Genomic DNA, 15,062 nt, shown 5'->3' on the forward strand with positions numbered 1-15,062 from the left:
TGTCATTTATCCAATAAAAATACCCTTTCCCCGCACAATTGTGAGGAAAGGGTAATTTTTTTGACTGAATCTTAACGAATTGTTGCACCTTGTGCAGTTAATGCGTCCACAATTTGATTGTGTACTGCAGTCACTTGTTCGTCTGTTAAAGTATTGTCTTTATCCAAGTAAGCGATACGGATAGCAACTGATTTTTTGCCTTCTTCCATATGTTCGCCTTCATAAACATCAAAGACATGTGCATCTTTAAAGATAGTGCCGCCGTTTGCTTTGATTGTTGAAAGCAATTCTGCAGCTGATACTGTTGTATCGACTTCTAATGCAATATCTCTTGTCACACCTGGATATTTCGGAATCGGTTGATAGTTGATATAGCCGACAGAAACATCCATGATTTTGTCGTAGTTCAATTCAAAGACATACGTACGTTGTTTCAAGTCATTGTCTTCAGCAAGCTGCGGGTGAAGTTCCCCGATGAAACCAATTACTTCATCATTGAGCAATACTTGTGCTGTACGACCTGGATGCAAGCCGTCGATTTGAGCCGCTTGATATCCGAATCCGATATCTAATTTTTCCGCTACAGCATCTAAAATACCTTTCGCAAGATAGAAATCAGTGATTTCTTTTTTACCTTGCCATTGGTTGCCGCTGTATTCGCCAGTCATAATACCGCTGAGGTATTCTACTTCATCCGGCAATTCTCCTTTGCCGTTGCCGAAGAAGACACGACCGATTTCGTATAAGAAGACATCATGATTTTTACGTGCCACGTTGTAAGCTGTCGCATCAATCAAGTGCGGCAATAAACTTTGACGTAATACCGCATGTGCTTCACTCATCGGCATCAGTAATTCGATATTAGGACGATCGCTGACTGAGAATTCTTTCGCACGCGCTTTAGAGATTAAAGAGTAAGTAATGGCTTCGCTTAAGCCTGCCCCTTCAATCGCACGTTTCACAATACGTGTTTTCGCTTGTCTGTCTGTTAAATGTCCGCTTGTCACATCTTCAAAGACAGGCAATGAAGAAGGAATTTCATCATAACCGTAAATACGTGCTACTTCTTCGATTAAATCTTCTTTGATTTTAATATCTTTACGGCGTGATGGTACATAAACTGTTAAATTGCCGTTATCGTTTTCAGTTTTGAAGCCTAATTGTTCAAAACATTTCACAATATCTTCAAGTGTCATTTCAGAACCGATAGTTTGATTGATTTTATCAACTGAAATTTGAATTGGTGTAATGAATTCGCCTAAGTCGCCTTGTGCAACACGATCAGCTAATACTTCACCGTTTGCATAGTGTTCTAGTAAGTAACATGCACGATCAACAGCTTGATCCACAAATTCTGTCGCAATGCCTTTTTCAAAACGGCTTGATGATTCACTGCGCAAGTTTAAACGACGTGATGTATGACGGATACTTACTGGATCGAAGATTGCGCCTTCAACCACAACATTTTGTGTTTGATCTGAAACCTCAGAGAAGTCGCCGCCCATAACACCGCCGAGTGCAATCGGTGCTTTGCCGTTAGTAATCACGATATCTGAAGCAAGTAATTTACGTTCAGTATCGTCTAATGTTGTCATTGTTTCGCCTTCTTGTGCTTGGCGTACAACAATTTCATCTGAACCGATTTGGTCTTGGTCGAACATGTGGAGCGGTTGACCATATTCAAGTAATACGTAGTTTGAAATATCTACGACGTTGTTAAGCGGACGGATACCCGCTTTCATTAAACGTGCTTGCATCCACATCGGAGAAGGTCCAATCGTTACATTTTTAACCACACGCGCACTGTAATAAGGGACTTTGTCTCCATTTTCAACAGAAACTGATAATTCATCAGACGCAGAAGCATCTTTCGTATCAGGTTGTGTTTCTGGCAATGTTAATGGTGCACCGTAAAGGGCTGATGTTTCATAAGCCGCACCTACCATACTTAATGCATCGGCACGGTTAGGTGTTAAATCAAATTCCATCACTTGATCATCTAGATACAATGCTTCTAATGCATTTGTACCTGGTTTTACTTCGCTTGGGAAATTGAAAATACCCTCTTCAAACGCTTTTGGCACAACGTTGCCTGATACTCCGATTTCTTGTAATGAACAAATCATACCTTCTGAAACTTCGCCGCGTAGTTTGGCACGTTTGATTTTAATACCACCAGGCAAACGACCGCCTACAGTCGCTACAATTACATATTGTCCTGCATCGACATTCGGTGCGCCGCAGACGATTTGTACCGGTTCATCTTCACCGATATCTACTTTACAGATGTTTAATTTATCCGCATTCGGATGTTGTGTTTTGCTTTCTACATAACCTACTACTAACTTTTTGATTTCAGCCGTATAATCAATAATGTCATCAACTTCAATGCCTGTACGTGTAATACGTTCAGCTAAAGGTTGAATCGGTTCGTTGACAGCGACTAATGACTCTAACCACTCTTTTGATACAAACATTATGCTTCACCTCTATCTTCAACAGCTTTAAATTGATCTAAGAATCGAACATCATTTGTGTAGAAATAACGAATATCTTCAATGCCGTATTTCAACATTGCGATACGGTCTGGACCCATACCAAAGGCAAATCCAGTATATTTAGATGAATCAAATCCAGCCATTTCTAATACGTTCGGATGCACCATACCTGCACCTAAGATTTCAATCCAGCCTGAACCTTTACATACGTTGCAGCCTTTGCCGCCGCATTTGAAACATGACACGTCTACTTCTACAGATGGTTCTGTGAATGGGAAGTAACTTGGACGCAAACGAATTTCGCGTGCATCACCGAATAATTTTTTCGCTACAAGCTCTAGTGTCCCTTTCAAGTCGCTCATTTTAATATTTTCCGCAACAACTAAGCCCTCAATTTGTGTAAATTGGTGACTGTGTGTCGCATCATCTGAATCTCGACGGTACACTTTACCAGGACAAATAATTTTAACTGGTCCTTGGCCGTTGCGTTTTTCTAATGTACGCGCTTGTACCGGAGACGTATGCGTACGCATTAATGTTTCTTCAGTGATATAGAATGTATCTTGCATGTCACGTGCCGGGTGTGATTTCGGCAAGTTCAATGCCTCGAAGTTGTAGTAATCTTTCTCTACTTCATAACCGTTCACAATTTCAAAGCCTAAACCTAAGAATAAATCTTCGATTTCTTGAATTGTGCGTGTCAATGGATGTGCTGCACCTTGTTTAACCTTGCGGCTCGGTAATGTCACATCGATTGTTTCTTCATTTAATTGTTGATTCAAGCGCTCTTGTTCAAGCACTTGTTTGCGGTCTGCGATAGCTTGTTCAATCGCTTGACGCACTTCATTCACAGCTTGACCGAATTTCGGCTTTTCTTCATTTGATAAATCTTTCATTTGTTTCATTAAACCTGAAACAGAACCTTTTTTACCTAAGTACTTTACTTTAACATCTTGCAACGCTTTTTCATCTTCTGCTTTTGACACATCTGCCAAAGCTTCAGATTTCAGCTGATTCATTTCTTCAGTTTGAACCATGTCTGCCCCTCCTATTTTGTGTTGGCAATAAAAAAAGACTTCATCCCTCTCTTACGATATGGGACGAAATCTTCCGTGGTACCACCCAAATTTATGCATACGCATACACTTGTTTTATAATTTATAACGGTTATTAACCGACTTAAATCTCTTTAAGTTGCCAAAAAGGTGAAAAAAGCTATGGATTTCTGGAATGAGTTTCAGTCACGCTCATTCTCCCTATACAGTCATCGCTTGATAGCTTACGTCTTTTTATAGGCAAAGTATTTATTTATCTGTTCATGTTATCCTATAACAATAAACATTGAATCACATCTAATTATAAGTAATCCTTACTAAAGGGTCAACCTTTTAATTTATAGATCAAAATGCTTCCGGCAATCGCAACATTTAAACTTTCTGCATCGCCATACATCGGTATTGTCAGACGTTTTGTAGTATGTGCTAATAACTCTGGATCTACGCCTTGTCCTTCATTGCCTAATAACAAAGCAAACTTCTCTTGAGCCGCTTCTTCATTAAAATTGACCGCATCTTCTAAAGCTGTACCGTATATCGGTCCTTCAAAACTTTCAATAAACTCAGGCAATGCTTGTGTCACAATCGGCAAGTGGAACACACTGCCTTGACTCGAACGCAAGACTTTATCTTGATAGGCATCTGCAGTACCCGGTGATAAGACAATCAAATCTAAAGCTGCCGCATCTGCAGTACGGATTAATGTTCCTAAGTTGCCTGGATCTTGAATACGGTCCAGCAGCAATACTTGTTTGGCCTCTGAAACTTTAGAAGCAACATCCGGCTTTTCAATTACCGCAAAGATACCTTGCGGTGTTACTGTTCCAGATAATGTTTCTGCCACTTTGAAATTAATGTGATACGCTTCTTCTGCAGCATCAATCAGTGCCGCGTCAAAGCGCTCAGGTTCTACAACAAAAAGCTGTTTAACAGTTAGGCGGCTTTTCACTGCTTCTTCAATCAAATGTGTACCTTCAACCAGCAATAATCCGGTTTTGTCACGTTCTTTTTTCTTTTTTAACTTATTCGCTTGTTTGACTTTAGCATTTTGTGCTGAAGTGATTTGTTCCATCATCGGTTCCCTCATTTGCGATTTTTCCTTATTCTATCATGGATATGTAAAAAAATAATAAAAAAGACCAACCGCAAGTACGATTGGTCACGTTAATCATCGATTATTTTGAAACGACTTCTTCACCATTGTAAGAACCACAGTTTTTACAAACGCGGTGAGATAATTTGTATTCACCACAGTTAGGGCATTCAGTCATACCTGGTACTGATAATTTGAAGTGAGTACGACGTTTATTTTTTCTAGTTTTAGATGTTCTTCTTTTTGGTACTGCCATGATTTAATCCTCCTTAAAATTCAAACACAAAAATCTTTGTTACTGTGTGATTAAGCTGTTAATTACAATACTATCTATTGTACACCAACTTCTATTGCTTTTCATCATAAAATTGTTGTAATTTTTGAAGCCTTGGATCGACTGTCTTAGAATCGTTTGCTTCTGCTTGTTCACTTTCTTCTAATTGGTCTTCGTCAATAACATCCCAACCGTGACCGCCTTGCAGCATATCGTCGATACTGCTGTCGTCTGCCACTGCTCGGATAGGCTTTTCTATGATGACAAGCTCTTCTGCGATATCACGTAAATCAATCATTCCGCTGACAGCTAAGTGATAATGTTCATTCTCATCATCTTCGCCGTCGCTGTATTCATGACCTTCTAAATCAAATATTTCTGTTGTCTCAATATCAATCGGAACCTTGACCGGTTCTAATGTACGTGCATCTTCCATAGTGTAAGCACCTGTGAGATGCATATCTGCGACAACTTCATTCGATTTGACATCAAGTTGACCCTTAACTCGGATTTCAGATAAATCTATAAGTCCTAGTTTATCAATTAAATGATTAAAATTTACTGTTTGATCAAATTCAAAAGGCTTACCTTGATATTTTCTTAATTGCGTTATTGACCATTTCATATGGCTTCACCTCTAACAAGCACAAAATTTATTTTAACTTTCTAGCGTTAAGTTGTCAAGATTTTTTCTTAACATCCTGACTTTTTGATACAATAATAATAATGAATTCTGAAAGGACGGATTGCAAATGAAATGCGCTGCACTCATTACAGAGTATAATCCCTTCCATAACGGGCATGCTTATCACGTTGAACAAGCACGTCAAATCGCAAATGCAGATGTCACTGTGGCAATTATGAGCGGACAATTTGTCATGCGGGGCCAACCTGCAATTTATAATAAATTCCTGCGAACGCAAATGGCCTTGTCTTCTTGCGACCTTGTCGTCGAATTACCTGCTTTTGCGGCACTTTCTGCAGGTGAATACTTTGCTGAAATGGGTGTGAAAGTTGCAGACTATCTGAATTGCGATGCCCTGGTCTTTGGAAGCGAATCCGGCAGCATCAAAGATTTCGAGCACATCGCCTTGCAACTCAACCATATCGAAGAACACCCTGAATTTCAAACAAAGCAGCGAGAAGGCAAAAGTTATCCTAGAATTATCAATGAATTATTAGGAGAACCGCATTTGCTTCAGACACCTAATAATATCTTAAGTCTCTCATATGTACAAGCTATAAACAATTTTGCACCGAATATGACGCCTTATACGATTAAAAGACATCAATCGCAGCACCATCATCCGACTATTTCGCATAGGCAATTTGCCAGCGGTACAGCCATCCGCAAATCGCTTGAAAACGAAGACCGGTTATTCGAATCGGTTGTTCCTGCAGCTGTGAAACAGCTTTACAACAAACCGCACCTTACTGTTGAAGATTGCTTCCCTTATCTCAAATATGCAATTTTACGTGCTTCGCCAGAAGAACTGCAGCACATTCACACAGTCAGCGAAGGATTTGAACATCGTTTAAAAGCACAAATTCTGCATTCACAAAGCTTTGATCAGTTGATGTCTCAACTTAAGACCAAGCGCTATACTTATACCCGTATCCAGCGTATGTTAATGAACATCTTGTTAAACTTTAAACAAGCAGAAAAACAAGACAAAGTATCAGCGGTCCGTATCTTAGGTATGAACGAAAAAGGACAAGCTTATTTGAAATCGCTCAAGCAGCAATTTCCAGACAGACATTACATTACAAACGTCAATCAATCGACTGCCCCTTATTTCAAACATGAGATACAAGCAACTACGATTTATAATTGGATGTCAGGCGAAACCCAAGATGATTTCAATACACCGGTAATTAGGGTACAGTCAGAATAAAGGAGGCAAAATCTATGCAAGTTTATTCAGAAATAACCGTTCAGCAGCATTATCCGATGGCACAAGCAATTGAAGATATTGAAAATGTCTTTCGTCATTTAGACGATATTCAAACTGCACAACGTACTGTCATCCCTACAGGCGATGGCGCAAAGTCCATGTTGTATATGCCTTGTGTGGATACTGCGCAGCAGCTCGGTACTATTAAAATCACTTCTATTACACCAGAGAATCCGCAACATCATCTGCCGACGACACAAGCACAAATTGTAATTACTCAACTCCAAACAGGAGAACATACGGCAGTCATCGACGGCAGTTACTTAACACGTCTGCGTACAGGTGCATTAAGCGGTATCGCAACGAAATACATGAGCAGAGAAGATGCACATGTATTAGGGATGATCGGCACAGGCGGTATGGCGTACGAACAATTTCTCGGCAATATAGCCGTCCGCGATATCGATACTGTTGTATTGTACAATCGTACGACTGAAAAAGCTGAGGCGTTCAAAGCACGTATCCTTAAAGACTATCCAGATTTAACCGTTAAAGTAGAAGAAAATGTGGCAGACCTTGTCAAACAAGCAGATATTTTAAATTGTCAAACCCCTTCTACAGCACCTGTGTTCAACGCTGATGATATTCAACCTGGTACACATATCAACGGTATCGGTTCTTATCAGCCGGCGATGAAGGAACTAGATAATCGTATTTTCCCTCAAGCAGAAAGTGTTGTCGTAGATGATTTAGAAGGTGTCAAAGATGAATCTGGAGAATTAATCGATGCAGATGCGAATGGTACGTTCACATTCGACCAAATCAGCGATGAATTAAAGACCCTCTCGCTGAATGGTCAATCGTATCGCAAAACAGATGAAGGTATTACTGTTTTTAAATGTGTCGGCGCTGCTTACTTTGATTTAGCTGTCGCAATCGGCGCTTACAATCAATTAAAATAAAACAAAAACACGTTTCAACTTCCCTTGTTACTTACAAGCTTGAAGTTGGAACGTGTTTTAATTATTTTCCGAACTTTTCTCTTAATGCTCTTTCAACCGGTGGCGGTACAAATTCAGAAATATCCGCTTTGTATTGTGCAACCTCTTTTACTACGCTCGAACTGATAAATGAATAATTAGTACTTGTCATCATGTAGAGTGTTTCTACATCACTGTTCAGCTTTTTATTCATAGATGTTAAACGTAATTCATATTCAAAGTCGCTGACTGCACGTAATCCGCGAATGATTGTTTTCGCACCGATTTGGTCGCAAAAATCTACCAGCAACCCGTTAAATTGGTGGACTTGAACATTCGGGATATCCGCTACAGAAGCTTCAATCAAAGCGATGCGTTCTTCTACAGTAAATGTGCCTGATTTGTTACTATTCTTTAATACACAGATATGAATCTCATCAAAGCGTTGTGCAACACGTTCGATAATATCCACATGCCCATATGTAATTGGATCGAAACTACCTGGAATTACTGCTTTTGTTTCAGCCATCATGTTCTCCTTTTTCTAATAACATAGTATCTGTTAATCCATAATGATAACGTTTAATCAACTTGAAAGTATGAATATCAATGTTTTCTTTATGGTTGAACTCACACACGATGATACCACTTTTCTTCAATAAGTTAAACTCCGCAATTTTAACAAGCGCTTCATCAATCAGCCCTTTTTCATAAGGCGGGTCTAAAAAGATTAAATCAAATTGGATTTCGCGTTTCGCTAAGGCTTTCAATGCACGATCCGCATTGTTTTTATATACTTCTGATTGTTTCATTAAATCCAAGCTTTTCAAGTTGGATTTGATAACTTTAACAGCTTTGAAATTCTGGTCTACGAAAATCATTTTGTCTATACCGCGAGATAATGCCTCTATGCCGAGTCCTCCGCTTCCCGCAAACAAATCTAAACCAATACCTGTTACTTCATGCAGACTATTAAAGATACTTTCTTTCACTTTATCCATTGTCGGACGTGTATTACGCCCTTCTAAACTTTCTAACGGCTTGCTTTTATGCAGTCCTGCAATCACTCTCATCCTACACTTCACTTCCTCTCTCGTTCTATAATATAATTTGGGTATTAAGGAGGATTTCCAAAATGAAACAATCTTTTATTGTACTCGGTGAAGGTCTCACCGATTTATTCGAGTTTAAAACATTAATCGAATACAATCATGCCCGTATTAACAGAATTGTATTCTTTAACAGCCCTCAATCAGAAAAAGGCTTGAGTTCAGCTGCAATCATCATGAATCCGACAGAAGGCAATTACTTCCAAGCCATGTATATTATGGTCAATGCTTTTGACTATCCTCATCCAAACGATAATAAAAAGTCTGAGATGATTCGAGGATTCGCCGAACAATATAACGTGCAATTAACAGAACTAGACGTTAAATCAACCGATGACTTTTATGATTTAGACCTCTACTTCAATTATCTCATCGGCGTACTGCGTCTCTATCGTTGGATTCCGCCGTTGCAATAACGTTTAATGACATGAAAGTTAGGATATAGTTGATGATACAGTAGTGATGCTGCTAATTGATTTCGTATTTTTCTTTTTCATACGTTTTCTTTAAATATTTATAAGGAGAACCATCAATGTGACGCACATACTTTAATTTCATGAGTCGGTTTACAATACGATCTGCATCATTTTCATTAATATACATGACAACGTATTTACGTGTGCGGTTGCTATAGATAATGTGCCCGTATTTTCTAATATGACGTTCATGTTTCATGTGCTTAAGGTATATAATTAAACTGGTTCTAGGTATGATTTCTGTCATTTTGATCACTCCATTACTTTAATCTATAGTATCACGACTTGACCATTTTTGAAATAACGAACAAGCACTGATATCACTGAAATCCATCGTGATAGACAGAGGCTTGACGCTGTTTTCATAACAAATTAGGAGGCAAATTATATGGTAAAAATAAGTAGACTTATCAGAAACAGTGCAGCAGGTGCTGCCGGTATATTCAGCGGACTTATCTTATTCTCTAAATTTAAGGGTCAACCTGAATCTCATCCGATTCCGCCTTTCTTCACACGTAAATCCCATTATATTTTCGCACATCGCGGCGGAATGGCTTTACGTCCGGAACAAACGAAACTTGCATTTGATAACGCCAAAGACTATGAAGTCGACGGCTTTGAAACAGATGTCCGCGTGACAAGCGATGAAAAATTAATCGTTTTCCATGATGCGACAGTAGACCGTACAACTAACGGTTCAGGCAAAGTGCGCGAACATCGCTTAGATGAATTGCAGCGCTTAGATGCAGGCTATCACTTTAAAGACATTAATAATGACACACCTTATCGCAATCATCCGGATGCGAAAATTTTAACTTTTGATGAACTCTTAGAACTTTATCCGGATATGCTGATTAATGTCGATTTAAAAGACAGTCCGGATTCTTATGAAGGTACAATTGCTCCGGAATTATTATTTGAATCGATTGCACGTCACGATGCACAAGACCGTGTCTTAGTTACAAGTTTCTATCAAGACCAAATCGCCCGCTTCTCTGAATTCAGTTTAGGTACTGTCGCTGTAGGCGCTAGTCAAGAAGAAGTAACAGTCGGCTTAGCTAAATTCTTTACCGGACTCGGCAACATGTTCGAAGTACAAGCCAATACGTTCCAAATGCCTACAAGCTATAACGGCATTCCATTAACATCTCAACGTTTAATTCAATGGTTGAATTCACGTAATATTGTACCAGGCTATTATGGTGTGAACAGTATTGATTTAATGAGCGACTTATTCAACAAAGGTACACATACCATTGTGACCGATCGACCGGATTTAGCTTATCAATACCGTCAAAATCAATCGCAGCATTAATATAGCTCATCCCAACAATATAAAACTATAACGAAAAGCACACGCCCGTTCATTTGAGCGTGTGCTTTCTATTTATCTTATTAAACTTTATGCATGTACTTGGCATTGGCAGCTGCCGCCTGTACTGCAGCCGTGCATATCCGTTCTGAAGAAAGGATTGCCGACTTCGATTTTAACGTTATCTGAAATAGAAGTTGCGATGATTGTAATCACTTCATCTACCAAATTTTGAAGTTCTACTTCCTTTTGTTTATAGGCCATGACAGATGGCACCATTTCGTAATCACGTTTGCTTTTTCTTGTTGCACGCGATGCCGTTTGATAATCTGGATGATATTTGCCGAAACGCATCACTTCATCATATTGCACTTTGTTTTTCATAAACGTTTGATAATGTGCTTGTGCTGTTTCGTCTTCATTCATCTCTTGTCGTGCCAAACGATAAGCATGATAAATGTCAGACTGCAAAATCATATCACTCACTGCATCTACATGATCTAAAACATCAATGACTTCAGTATTTATCATTCGTGTCACCTTCCATCATTCTTCAATAAAGATTAATGTATAATAACCATCCATGACGTCTCCGCCCATTTCAGTATACTGTGTATTCAAGATTCTTGAACGATGTATATCTGAGTTCAGCCAACTGTGCAGCAAGGTCGGCACATCATTAAAGTCATATCCGACGTTTTGGCCAACAGATTTGAACTTGATATCTCTATCGTCTAATTGTTGTTTTAAAGCACCTTCTGTAAATTCAACATTCTTATTATTGGTGCTTTCGTATAAGTTTACTGAAGCAATATGACTTAAATCATTATTGACTTTAAACGGTTTTAATCCTTTTAAGTGACGGATTTGGTTTGTCACTTCGTATAACGTCATCAATTGGTTTACGTTTTGTTCATACGGCACATTTTTATGTTTGTTTTCAATTGTCTTTTCATCTGAAGACTTCGTCATTTGATAAGGGTTAAACATTACCAGCGCTTCTGCGTCTAAGAAACGTACACCTACGACTTTATTGGTTTGCTGATCAATGTATACTTGGGCGTAAGTATTGCCGTATTTTATCAGCATTTGTGTTTTCATATCTTCATCTGAAAGTTCTAAATCATATTGTTTACCATTTGCGTTGACTGTTGGTTCAGGGTTAATGCTCGTATTTTCAAAAATACTAGAAGCGTCTTCTGAGATTTTAATCGGTTCGATATCTGCTTTCGTACCTGTCGCATAGACCGATTTAATAATATTGTTTTTAGTCGTCACAATATAATATTGGTTGTTTTCTCTGAATACATAGTTCTTATAGTCATCATAATATTCATAAACACGGTCAGCTTGACCGAATTTTTTAGTTAAACCGCTAATATCATTATTCACCCAAGTACCGATACCTGATTTAGGTTTCGGATTCTCTGCTTGTTCTACTTTCTTTTGTGTTTGTTCAGTTTTCGTCGGCGTTTTCTTGTTCGGATTTTCTAACACATCGAATTTCAGCCGAGGCGAATAAAATAAATAGATAAGAAAAGTTATGAGGAGCAGCACTCCTACCACTTTAATAATTAAGTTCCTCATTCTCCGCCCACCTCAATGTTAAGTAATTATCATTGTACACGTTTCACACGTGCACTCGCAAGGATTGTATGCTAATTAAAAACATCGACTAACAACAAAACGTTATCAGTCGATGTTTAATGTTTAAAAGCCGAAAGTAGCTTTGAATAATGAAGTTGTTTCTCCGCCAGGATACATAACATATAACAAGATGTATACGATGATTCCTGTGAAAGCTGTGAAGATCCAAATAATTGCAGCCCAAGGGCCCACTTTTCTGTGGAGATTAAATTTATCTTTGAATGCTGTAATGATTTGGAATAATCCCATTAATCCGCCCACTGTCGATAATGCAATGTGGAAGATTAAGAAGAAATGATAGTAACCTTTCAACCATGCGGGACCGCCGAATGCGGTATTCCCGATAAAGAATGTTCTGCTCGCATAAATTACGAAGAATGTTAAAGCAAAGAAAGCAGCTGTTAACATGACTTTTTTATGCGCTTCAATTTTACGTTTTTTAATCAAGTACCACCCAACAATAACAAGCGCTGCACAGATTTGAATACAGCTGGTACTTATTGTCGGCAATATAGGTAGACTCATAAATCTCATCCTATCTTCAATTTATTTAAATCATATTGATTAAAGAAATTACTACTGCTAAAGCAAAGAATAGCACTAAGTAGTTAAGTGAGTAAACAAACATTAAAGTAGTCCATTTCTTTTGATTGAAGTTCTTCTTGAAGCTTGTTAATCCAAGATAAATCCAACCTAAGTTAAGAAGTGTTGCCAATACAACGAACACCGTGCCTAAGTTTGTAAGCAATAATGGTAAAGGCAATAATGCGATTAACCATACGAACATGCCTACTCTTGTACGGTTAAAGCCTTTAACCGATGGAAGCATAGGTATTTTTGCTAACGAATATTCGTCTTGGCGTTTAATTGCTAATGCATAGAAATGAATCGGCTGCCAACAAAATACAACTAAGAATAATGCGATTGCTGTTAAGCTGAGTTGTCCCTCAATCGCTGTCCATCCGATTAACGGCGGTACAGCACCAGGAAAGCTCCCGATAACAGTATTCCAAGTAGTATGGCGTTTAGACCAGATTGAGTAAAATGAGACATAACCGATAATCCCCATTAAACCGATAACACCTGATGGTATGTTTAAGATGAATAATAAAATTTCACCTAGTACCATCATTCCAAAACTTAAAATCAATAAATTTTTATTTGAAATTCTGTCATTGACTGTTGGTCTTGACTGTTTGCTTGGCATGATGCGGTCAATATCTTGGTCATAATAGTTATTGAGTGCACATGCGCCCCCCATGATGAGTGTTGAACCAATCATCATTAACAGAATTTGCGGCAGAGATGATAGGAAGGAATGATTCGCTAATGCAATCGCCAGCCATGATCCTGTAAACGCAGGAATTAAGTTCCCCTGAACCAGCCCCATTTTAATAATTGCTTTCAGTTCTTTAAGGGTTACACGGCTCGAGCTTGTCGACAAAGTGTGTCCTTTATCCATAATGCCCCTCCTTAAAATATTCATATAATACAATGATATAGCAAAAAGTAATAATTGACTAGATGAAATAAGACAAATTTGTGACACTTTAGCGACAACAACTATTTCAATAAATCGTCAATTTTGTGACACATTTTCAATCTACTTACTATTAAAATTCTAGGGTATTATTGATATAATGTTTATAAATATTACAAAATATCGAATGACAACTAGGCTTGAGGTGCGGAAAATACGATAATCTCTACTTATCGTTCCCATTCTCTGCCTTTATCTATGTCAATCAATCAGTGGGGTGTTTTACATTGTTTAAGAAACGTAACCTTAAATGGTTAGCAGTTCTCGCAACGATTATTATGGCATGGGTTCAATTAGGAGGCGCACTTGTTACGAAAACAGGTTCGGCAAACGGCTGCGGTTCATCTTGGCCGTTATGCCACGGTGCATTCTTGCCGCAAAACCTTCCAATCGATACCATCATCGAACTCAGCCACCGTGCTACATCATTATTATCATTAATCGTTGTTTTATGGCTAGTCATTACAGCTTGGAAAAACATCGGGTATATCAAAGAAGTAAAACCTTTAGCAATTATCAGTGTCGGTTTCTTGCTGATCCAAGCATTAGTCGGCGCAGCTGCAGTACTTTGGCAGCAAAATGATTATGTACTTGCGTTGCACTTCGGGATTTCATTAATCAGTTTCTCATCTGTCTTCGTACTTACACTTATCATTTTCGATGTCGATAAAAAATACGAAGCGAATAAAGTGCACATCGACCATAAACTTAGAGTCTATACATGGACAATGGCCATTTGTTTATACGTTGGTATTTACACAGGTGCCCTTGTACGTCATACTGATTCTTCATTAGCCTATGGTTCTTGGCCATTACCGTTCGCAGACTTGATTCCGCATACTGAACAAGACTGGGTACAACTTGCACACAGACTCTTAGCTCTTGTCGCAAGTATCAGTGTCTTCCTCGCATTCAACTATGCGATCAGACATTACCATGAAAACCGTACAATTCGTTATGGTTACACAGCCGCATTATTATTAATCGTGCTTCAAATTGTGACTGGCGCATTATCCATCTTCACAGGTGTTAATTTATTAGTCGCATTGTTACACGCATTGATTATTACATTTGAATTCGGTTTAATCGCCTACTTCATCTTATTAATGCTGCGAACAAGACGTGCAGAAAAAGCTAATCAATAATATATTCAATGCATCCGTTCACCTTATTGGTGAGCGGA

Annotated in this window: 17 protein-coding genes; 5 read left to right on the forward strand and 12 right to left on the reverse strand. The window is 38.6% G+C overall.

The features are described from left to right. Positions 1-71: 71 nt before the first annotated feature. The 5 genes from pheT to DVJ99_RS06485 form a co-directional block, all read right to left on the reverse strand. Positions 72-2,477: a phenylalanine--tRNA ligase subunit beta gene (pheT, locus tag DVJ99_RS06465; protein ID WP_114603608.1), complete on the reverse strand. Its 2,406-nt coding sequence runs from the start codon at positions 2,475-2,477 to the stop codon at positions 72-74. Continuing rightward, positions 2,477-3,535 (reverse strand): phenylalanine--tRNA ligase subunit alpha, encoded by a 1,059-nt coding sequence (pheS, locus tag DVJ99_RS06470; RefSeq protein ID WP_105993841.1) that lies wholly within the window; start codon positions 3,533-3,535, stop codon positions 2,477-2,479. Before pheS ends, pheT begins: the two co-directional genes overlap by 1 nt. Before the next feature lie 343 nt (positions 3,536-3,878). Beyond that, positions 3,879-4,625: a TrmH family RNA methyltransferase gene (locus DVJ99_RS06475; RefSeq protein WP_114603609.1), complete on the reverse strand. Its 747-nt coding sequence runs from the start codon at positions 4,623-4,625 to the stop codon at positions 3,879-3,881. Positions 4,626-4,728: 103 nt separating this feature from the next. Beyond that, entirely contained in the window at positions 4,729-4,902 is a 174-nt protein-coding gene (rpmF, locus tag DVJ99_RS06480) for a 50S ribosomal protein L32 (RefSeq protein ID WP_002480558.1), read from the reverse strand. A gap of 91 nt (positions 4,903-4,993) precedes the next feature. Continuing rightward, positions 4,994-5,545, reverse strand: coding sequence for a YceD family protein (locus tag DVJ99_RS06485; protein WP_105993839.1), 552 nt, complete (start codon positions 5,543-5,545; stop codon positions 4,994-4,996). Positions 5,546-5,672: 127 nt separating this feature from the next. Between DVJ99_RS06485 and DVJ99_RS06490 the strand changes: the two genes are divergently transcribed. Both DVJ99_RS06490 and DVJ99_RS06495 read left to right on the forward strand, forming a co-directional pair. Continuing rightward, entirely contained in the window at positions 5,673-6,815 is a 1,143-nt protein-coding gene (locus DVJ99_RS06490; protein WP_114603610.1) for a nucleotidyltransferase, read from the forward strand. 14 nt (positions 6,816-6,829) lie between these two features. Continuing rightward, positions 6,830-7,777, forward strand: coding sequence for an ornithine cyclodeaminase family protein (locus DVJ99_RS06495; protein ID WP_114603611.1), 948 nt, complete (start codon positions 6,830-6,832; stop codon positions 7,775-7,777). A 61-nt stretch (positions 7,778-7,838) separates the two neighbouring features. Here DVJ99_RS06495 and coaD read toward each other — a convergent pair whose 3' ends face one another. Both coaD and rsmD read right to left on the reverse strand, forming a co-directional pair. After that, the gene (gene coaD / locus DVJ99_RS06500) at positions 7,839-8,324 is read right to left on the reverse strand and encodes a pantetheine-phosphate adenylyltransferase (RefSeq protein ID WP_114603612.1); all 486 of its coding nucleotides are present in this window, start codon (positions 8,322-8,324) and stop codon (positions 7,839-7,841) included. After that, positions 8,317-8,868 (reverse strand): 16S rRNA (guanine(966)-N(2))-methyltransferase RsmD, encoded by a 552-nt coding sequence (gene rsmD, locus DVJ99_RS06505; RefSeq protein WP_114603613.1) that lies wholly within the window; start codon positions 8,866-8,868, stop codon positions 8,317-8,319. The genes coaD and rsmD overlap by 8 nt, the downstream gene beginning before the upstream one ends. Positions 8,869-8,930: 62 nt before the next feature. Between rsmD and DVJ99_RS06510 the strand changes: the two genes are divergently transcribed. After that, positions 8,931-9,320 (forward strand): DUF7147 family protein, encoded by a 390-nt coding sequence (locus tag DVJ99_RS06510; RefSeq protein WP_114603614.1) that lies wholly within the window; start codon positions 8,931-8,933, stop codon positions 9,318-9,320. 52 nt (positions 9,321-9,372) lie between these two features. Here DVJ99_RS06510 and DVJ99_RS06515 read toward each other — a convergent pair whose 3' ends face one another. Beyond that, positions 9,373-9,627, reverse strand: coding sequence for a DUF2129 domain-containing protein (locus tag DVJ99_RS06515; RefSeq protein ID WP_105993833.1), 255 nt, complete (start codon positions 9,625-9,627; stop codon positions 9,373-9,375). Positions 9,628-9,768: 141 nt separating this feature from the next. On the opposite strand from DVJ99_RS06515, the gene DVJ99_RS06520 reads away from it, so the two are divergent. After that, on the forward strand, positions 9,769-10,695 hold the full coding sequence (locus DVJ99_RS06520; RefSeq protein WP_114603615.1) for a glycerophosphodiester phosphodiesterase family protein: 927 nt from the start codon (positions 9,769-9,771) through the stop codon (positions 10,693-10,695). An 87-nt stretch (positions 10,696-10,782) separates the two neighbouring features. On the opposite strand, the gene DVJ99_RS06525 is transcribed toward DVJ99_RS06520, so the two are convergent. From DVJ99_RS06525 to cyoE, 4 genes are all read right to left on the reverse strand, one after another. Further along, positions 10,783-11,223 carry a YlbF/YmcA family competence regulator gene (locus DVJ99_RS06525; RefSeq protein ID WP_114603616.1) on the reverse strand — a complete coding sequence of 147 codons (441 nt, stop codon included), beginning with the start codon at positions 11,221-11,223 and terminating at the stop codon, positions 10,783-10,785. 15 nt (positions 11,224-11,238) lie between these two features. Then, positions 11,239-12,279 (reverse strand): CAP-associated domain-containing protein, encoded by a 1,041-nt coding sequence (locus DVJ99_RS06530; RefSeq protein WP_114603617.1) that lies wholly within the window; start codon positions 12,277-12,279, stop codon positions 11,239-11,241. 123 nt (positions 12,280-12,402) lie between these two features. Beyond that, positions 12,403-12,864: a DUF420 domain-containing protein gene (locus DVJ99_RS06535; protein ID WP_105993829.1), complete on the reverse strand. Its 462-nt coding sequence runs from the start codon at positions 12,862-12,864 to the stop codon at positions 12,403-12,405. 25 nt (positions 12,865-12,889) lie between these two features. After that, on the reverse strand, positions 12,890-13,801 hold the full coding sequence (gene cyoE / locus DVJ99_RS06540; protein ID WP_105993828.1) for a heme o synthase: 912 nt from the start codon (positions 13,799-13,801) through the stop codon (positions 12,890-12,892). Positions 13,802-14,106: 305 nt separating this feature from the next. On the opposite strand from cyoE, the gene DVJ99_RS06545 reads away from it, so the two are divergent. After that, complete coding sequence (locus tag DVJ99_RS06545) at positions 14,107-15,024, forward strand: COX15/CtaA family protein (RefSeq protein WP_114603618.1); 918 nt, start codon at positions 14,107-14,109, stop codon at positions 15,022-15,024. The last annotated feature ends 38 nt before the right edge of the window (positions 15,025-15,062 follow it).

It is taken from the genome of Staphylococcus sp. EZ-P03 (assembly GCF_003344575.1).
GTDB classification, from domain to species: Bacteria; Bacillota; Bacilli; order Staphylococcales; family Staphylococcaceae; genus Staphylococcus; species Staphylococcus simulans_B.

Excerpts from the sequence above, each read along its gene's own strand:
- cyoE (WP_105993828.1), bottom strand. The coding sequence starts at position 13,801 with ATGGATAAAGGACACACTTTGTCGACAAGCTCGAGCCGTGTAACCCTT.
- DVJ99_RS06510 (WP_114603614.1), top strand. The coding sequence starts at position 8,931 with ATGAAACAATCTTTTATTGTACTCGGTGAAGGTCTCACCGATTTATTC.
- DVJ99_RS06490 (WP_114603610.1), top strand. The coding sequence starts at position 5,673 with ATGAAATGCGCTGCACTCATTACAGAGTATAATCCCTTCCATAACGGG.
- DVJ99_RS06475 (WP_114603609.1), bottom strand. The coding sequence starts at position 4,625 with ATGGAACAAATCACTTCAGCACAAAATGCTAAAGTCAAACAAGCGAAT.
- pheS (WP_105993841.1), bottom strand. The coding sequence starts at position 3,535 with ATGGTTCAAACTGAAGAAATGAATCAGCTGAAATCTGAAGCTTTGGCA.
- pheT (WP_114603608.1), bottom strand. The coding sequence starts at position 2,477 with ATGTTTGTATCAAAAGAGTGGTTAGAGTCATTAGTCGCTGTCAACGAA.
- DVJ99_RS06525 (WP_114603616.1), bottom strand. The coding sequence starts at position 11,223 with ATGATAAATACTGAAGTCATTGATGTTTTAGATCATGTAGATGCAGTG.
- DVJ99_RS06495 (WP_114603611.1), top strand. The coding sequence starts at position 6,830 with ATGCAAGTTTATTCAGAAATAACCGTTCAGCAGCATTATCCGATGGCA.
- coaD (WP_114603612.1), bottom strand. The coding sequence starts at position 8,324 with ATGGCTGAAACAAAAGCAGTAATTCCAGGTAGTTTCGATCCAATTACA.
- DVJ99_RS06520 (WP_114603615.1), top strand. The coding sequence starts at position 9,769 with ATGGTAAAAATAAGTAGACTTATCAGAAACAGTGCAGCAGGTGCTGCC.
- rsmD (WP_114603613.1), bottom strand. The coding sequence starts at position 8,868 with ATGAGAGTGATTGCAGGACTGCATAAAAGCAAGCCGTTAGAAAGTTTA.
- DVJ99_RS06530 (WP_114603617.1), bottom strand. The coding sequence starts at position 12,279 with ATGAGGAACTTAATTATTAAAGTGGTAGGAGTGCTGCTCCTCATAACT.
- DVJ99_RS06485 (WP_105993839.1), bottom strand. The coding sequence starts at position 5,545 with ATGAAATGGTCAATAACGCAATTAAGAAAATATCAAGGTAAGCCTTTT.
- DVJ99_RS06535 (WP_105993829.1), bottom strand. The coding sequence starts at position 12,864 with ATGAGTCTACCTATATTGCCGACAATAAGTACCAGCTGTATTCAAATC.
- rpmF (WP_002480558.1), bottom strand. The coding sequence starts at position 4,902 with ATGGCAGTACCAAAAAGAAGAACATCTAAAACTAGAAAAAATAAACGT.
- DVJ99_RS06515 (WP_105993833.1), bottom strand. The coding sequence starts at position 9,627 with ATGACAGAAATCATACCTAGAACCAGTTTAATTATATACCTTAAGCAC.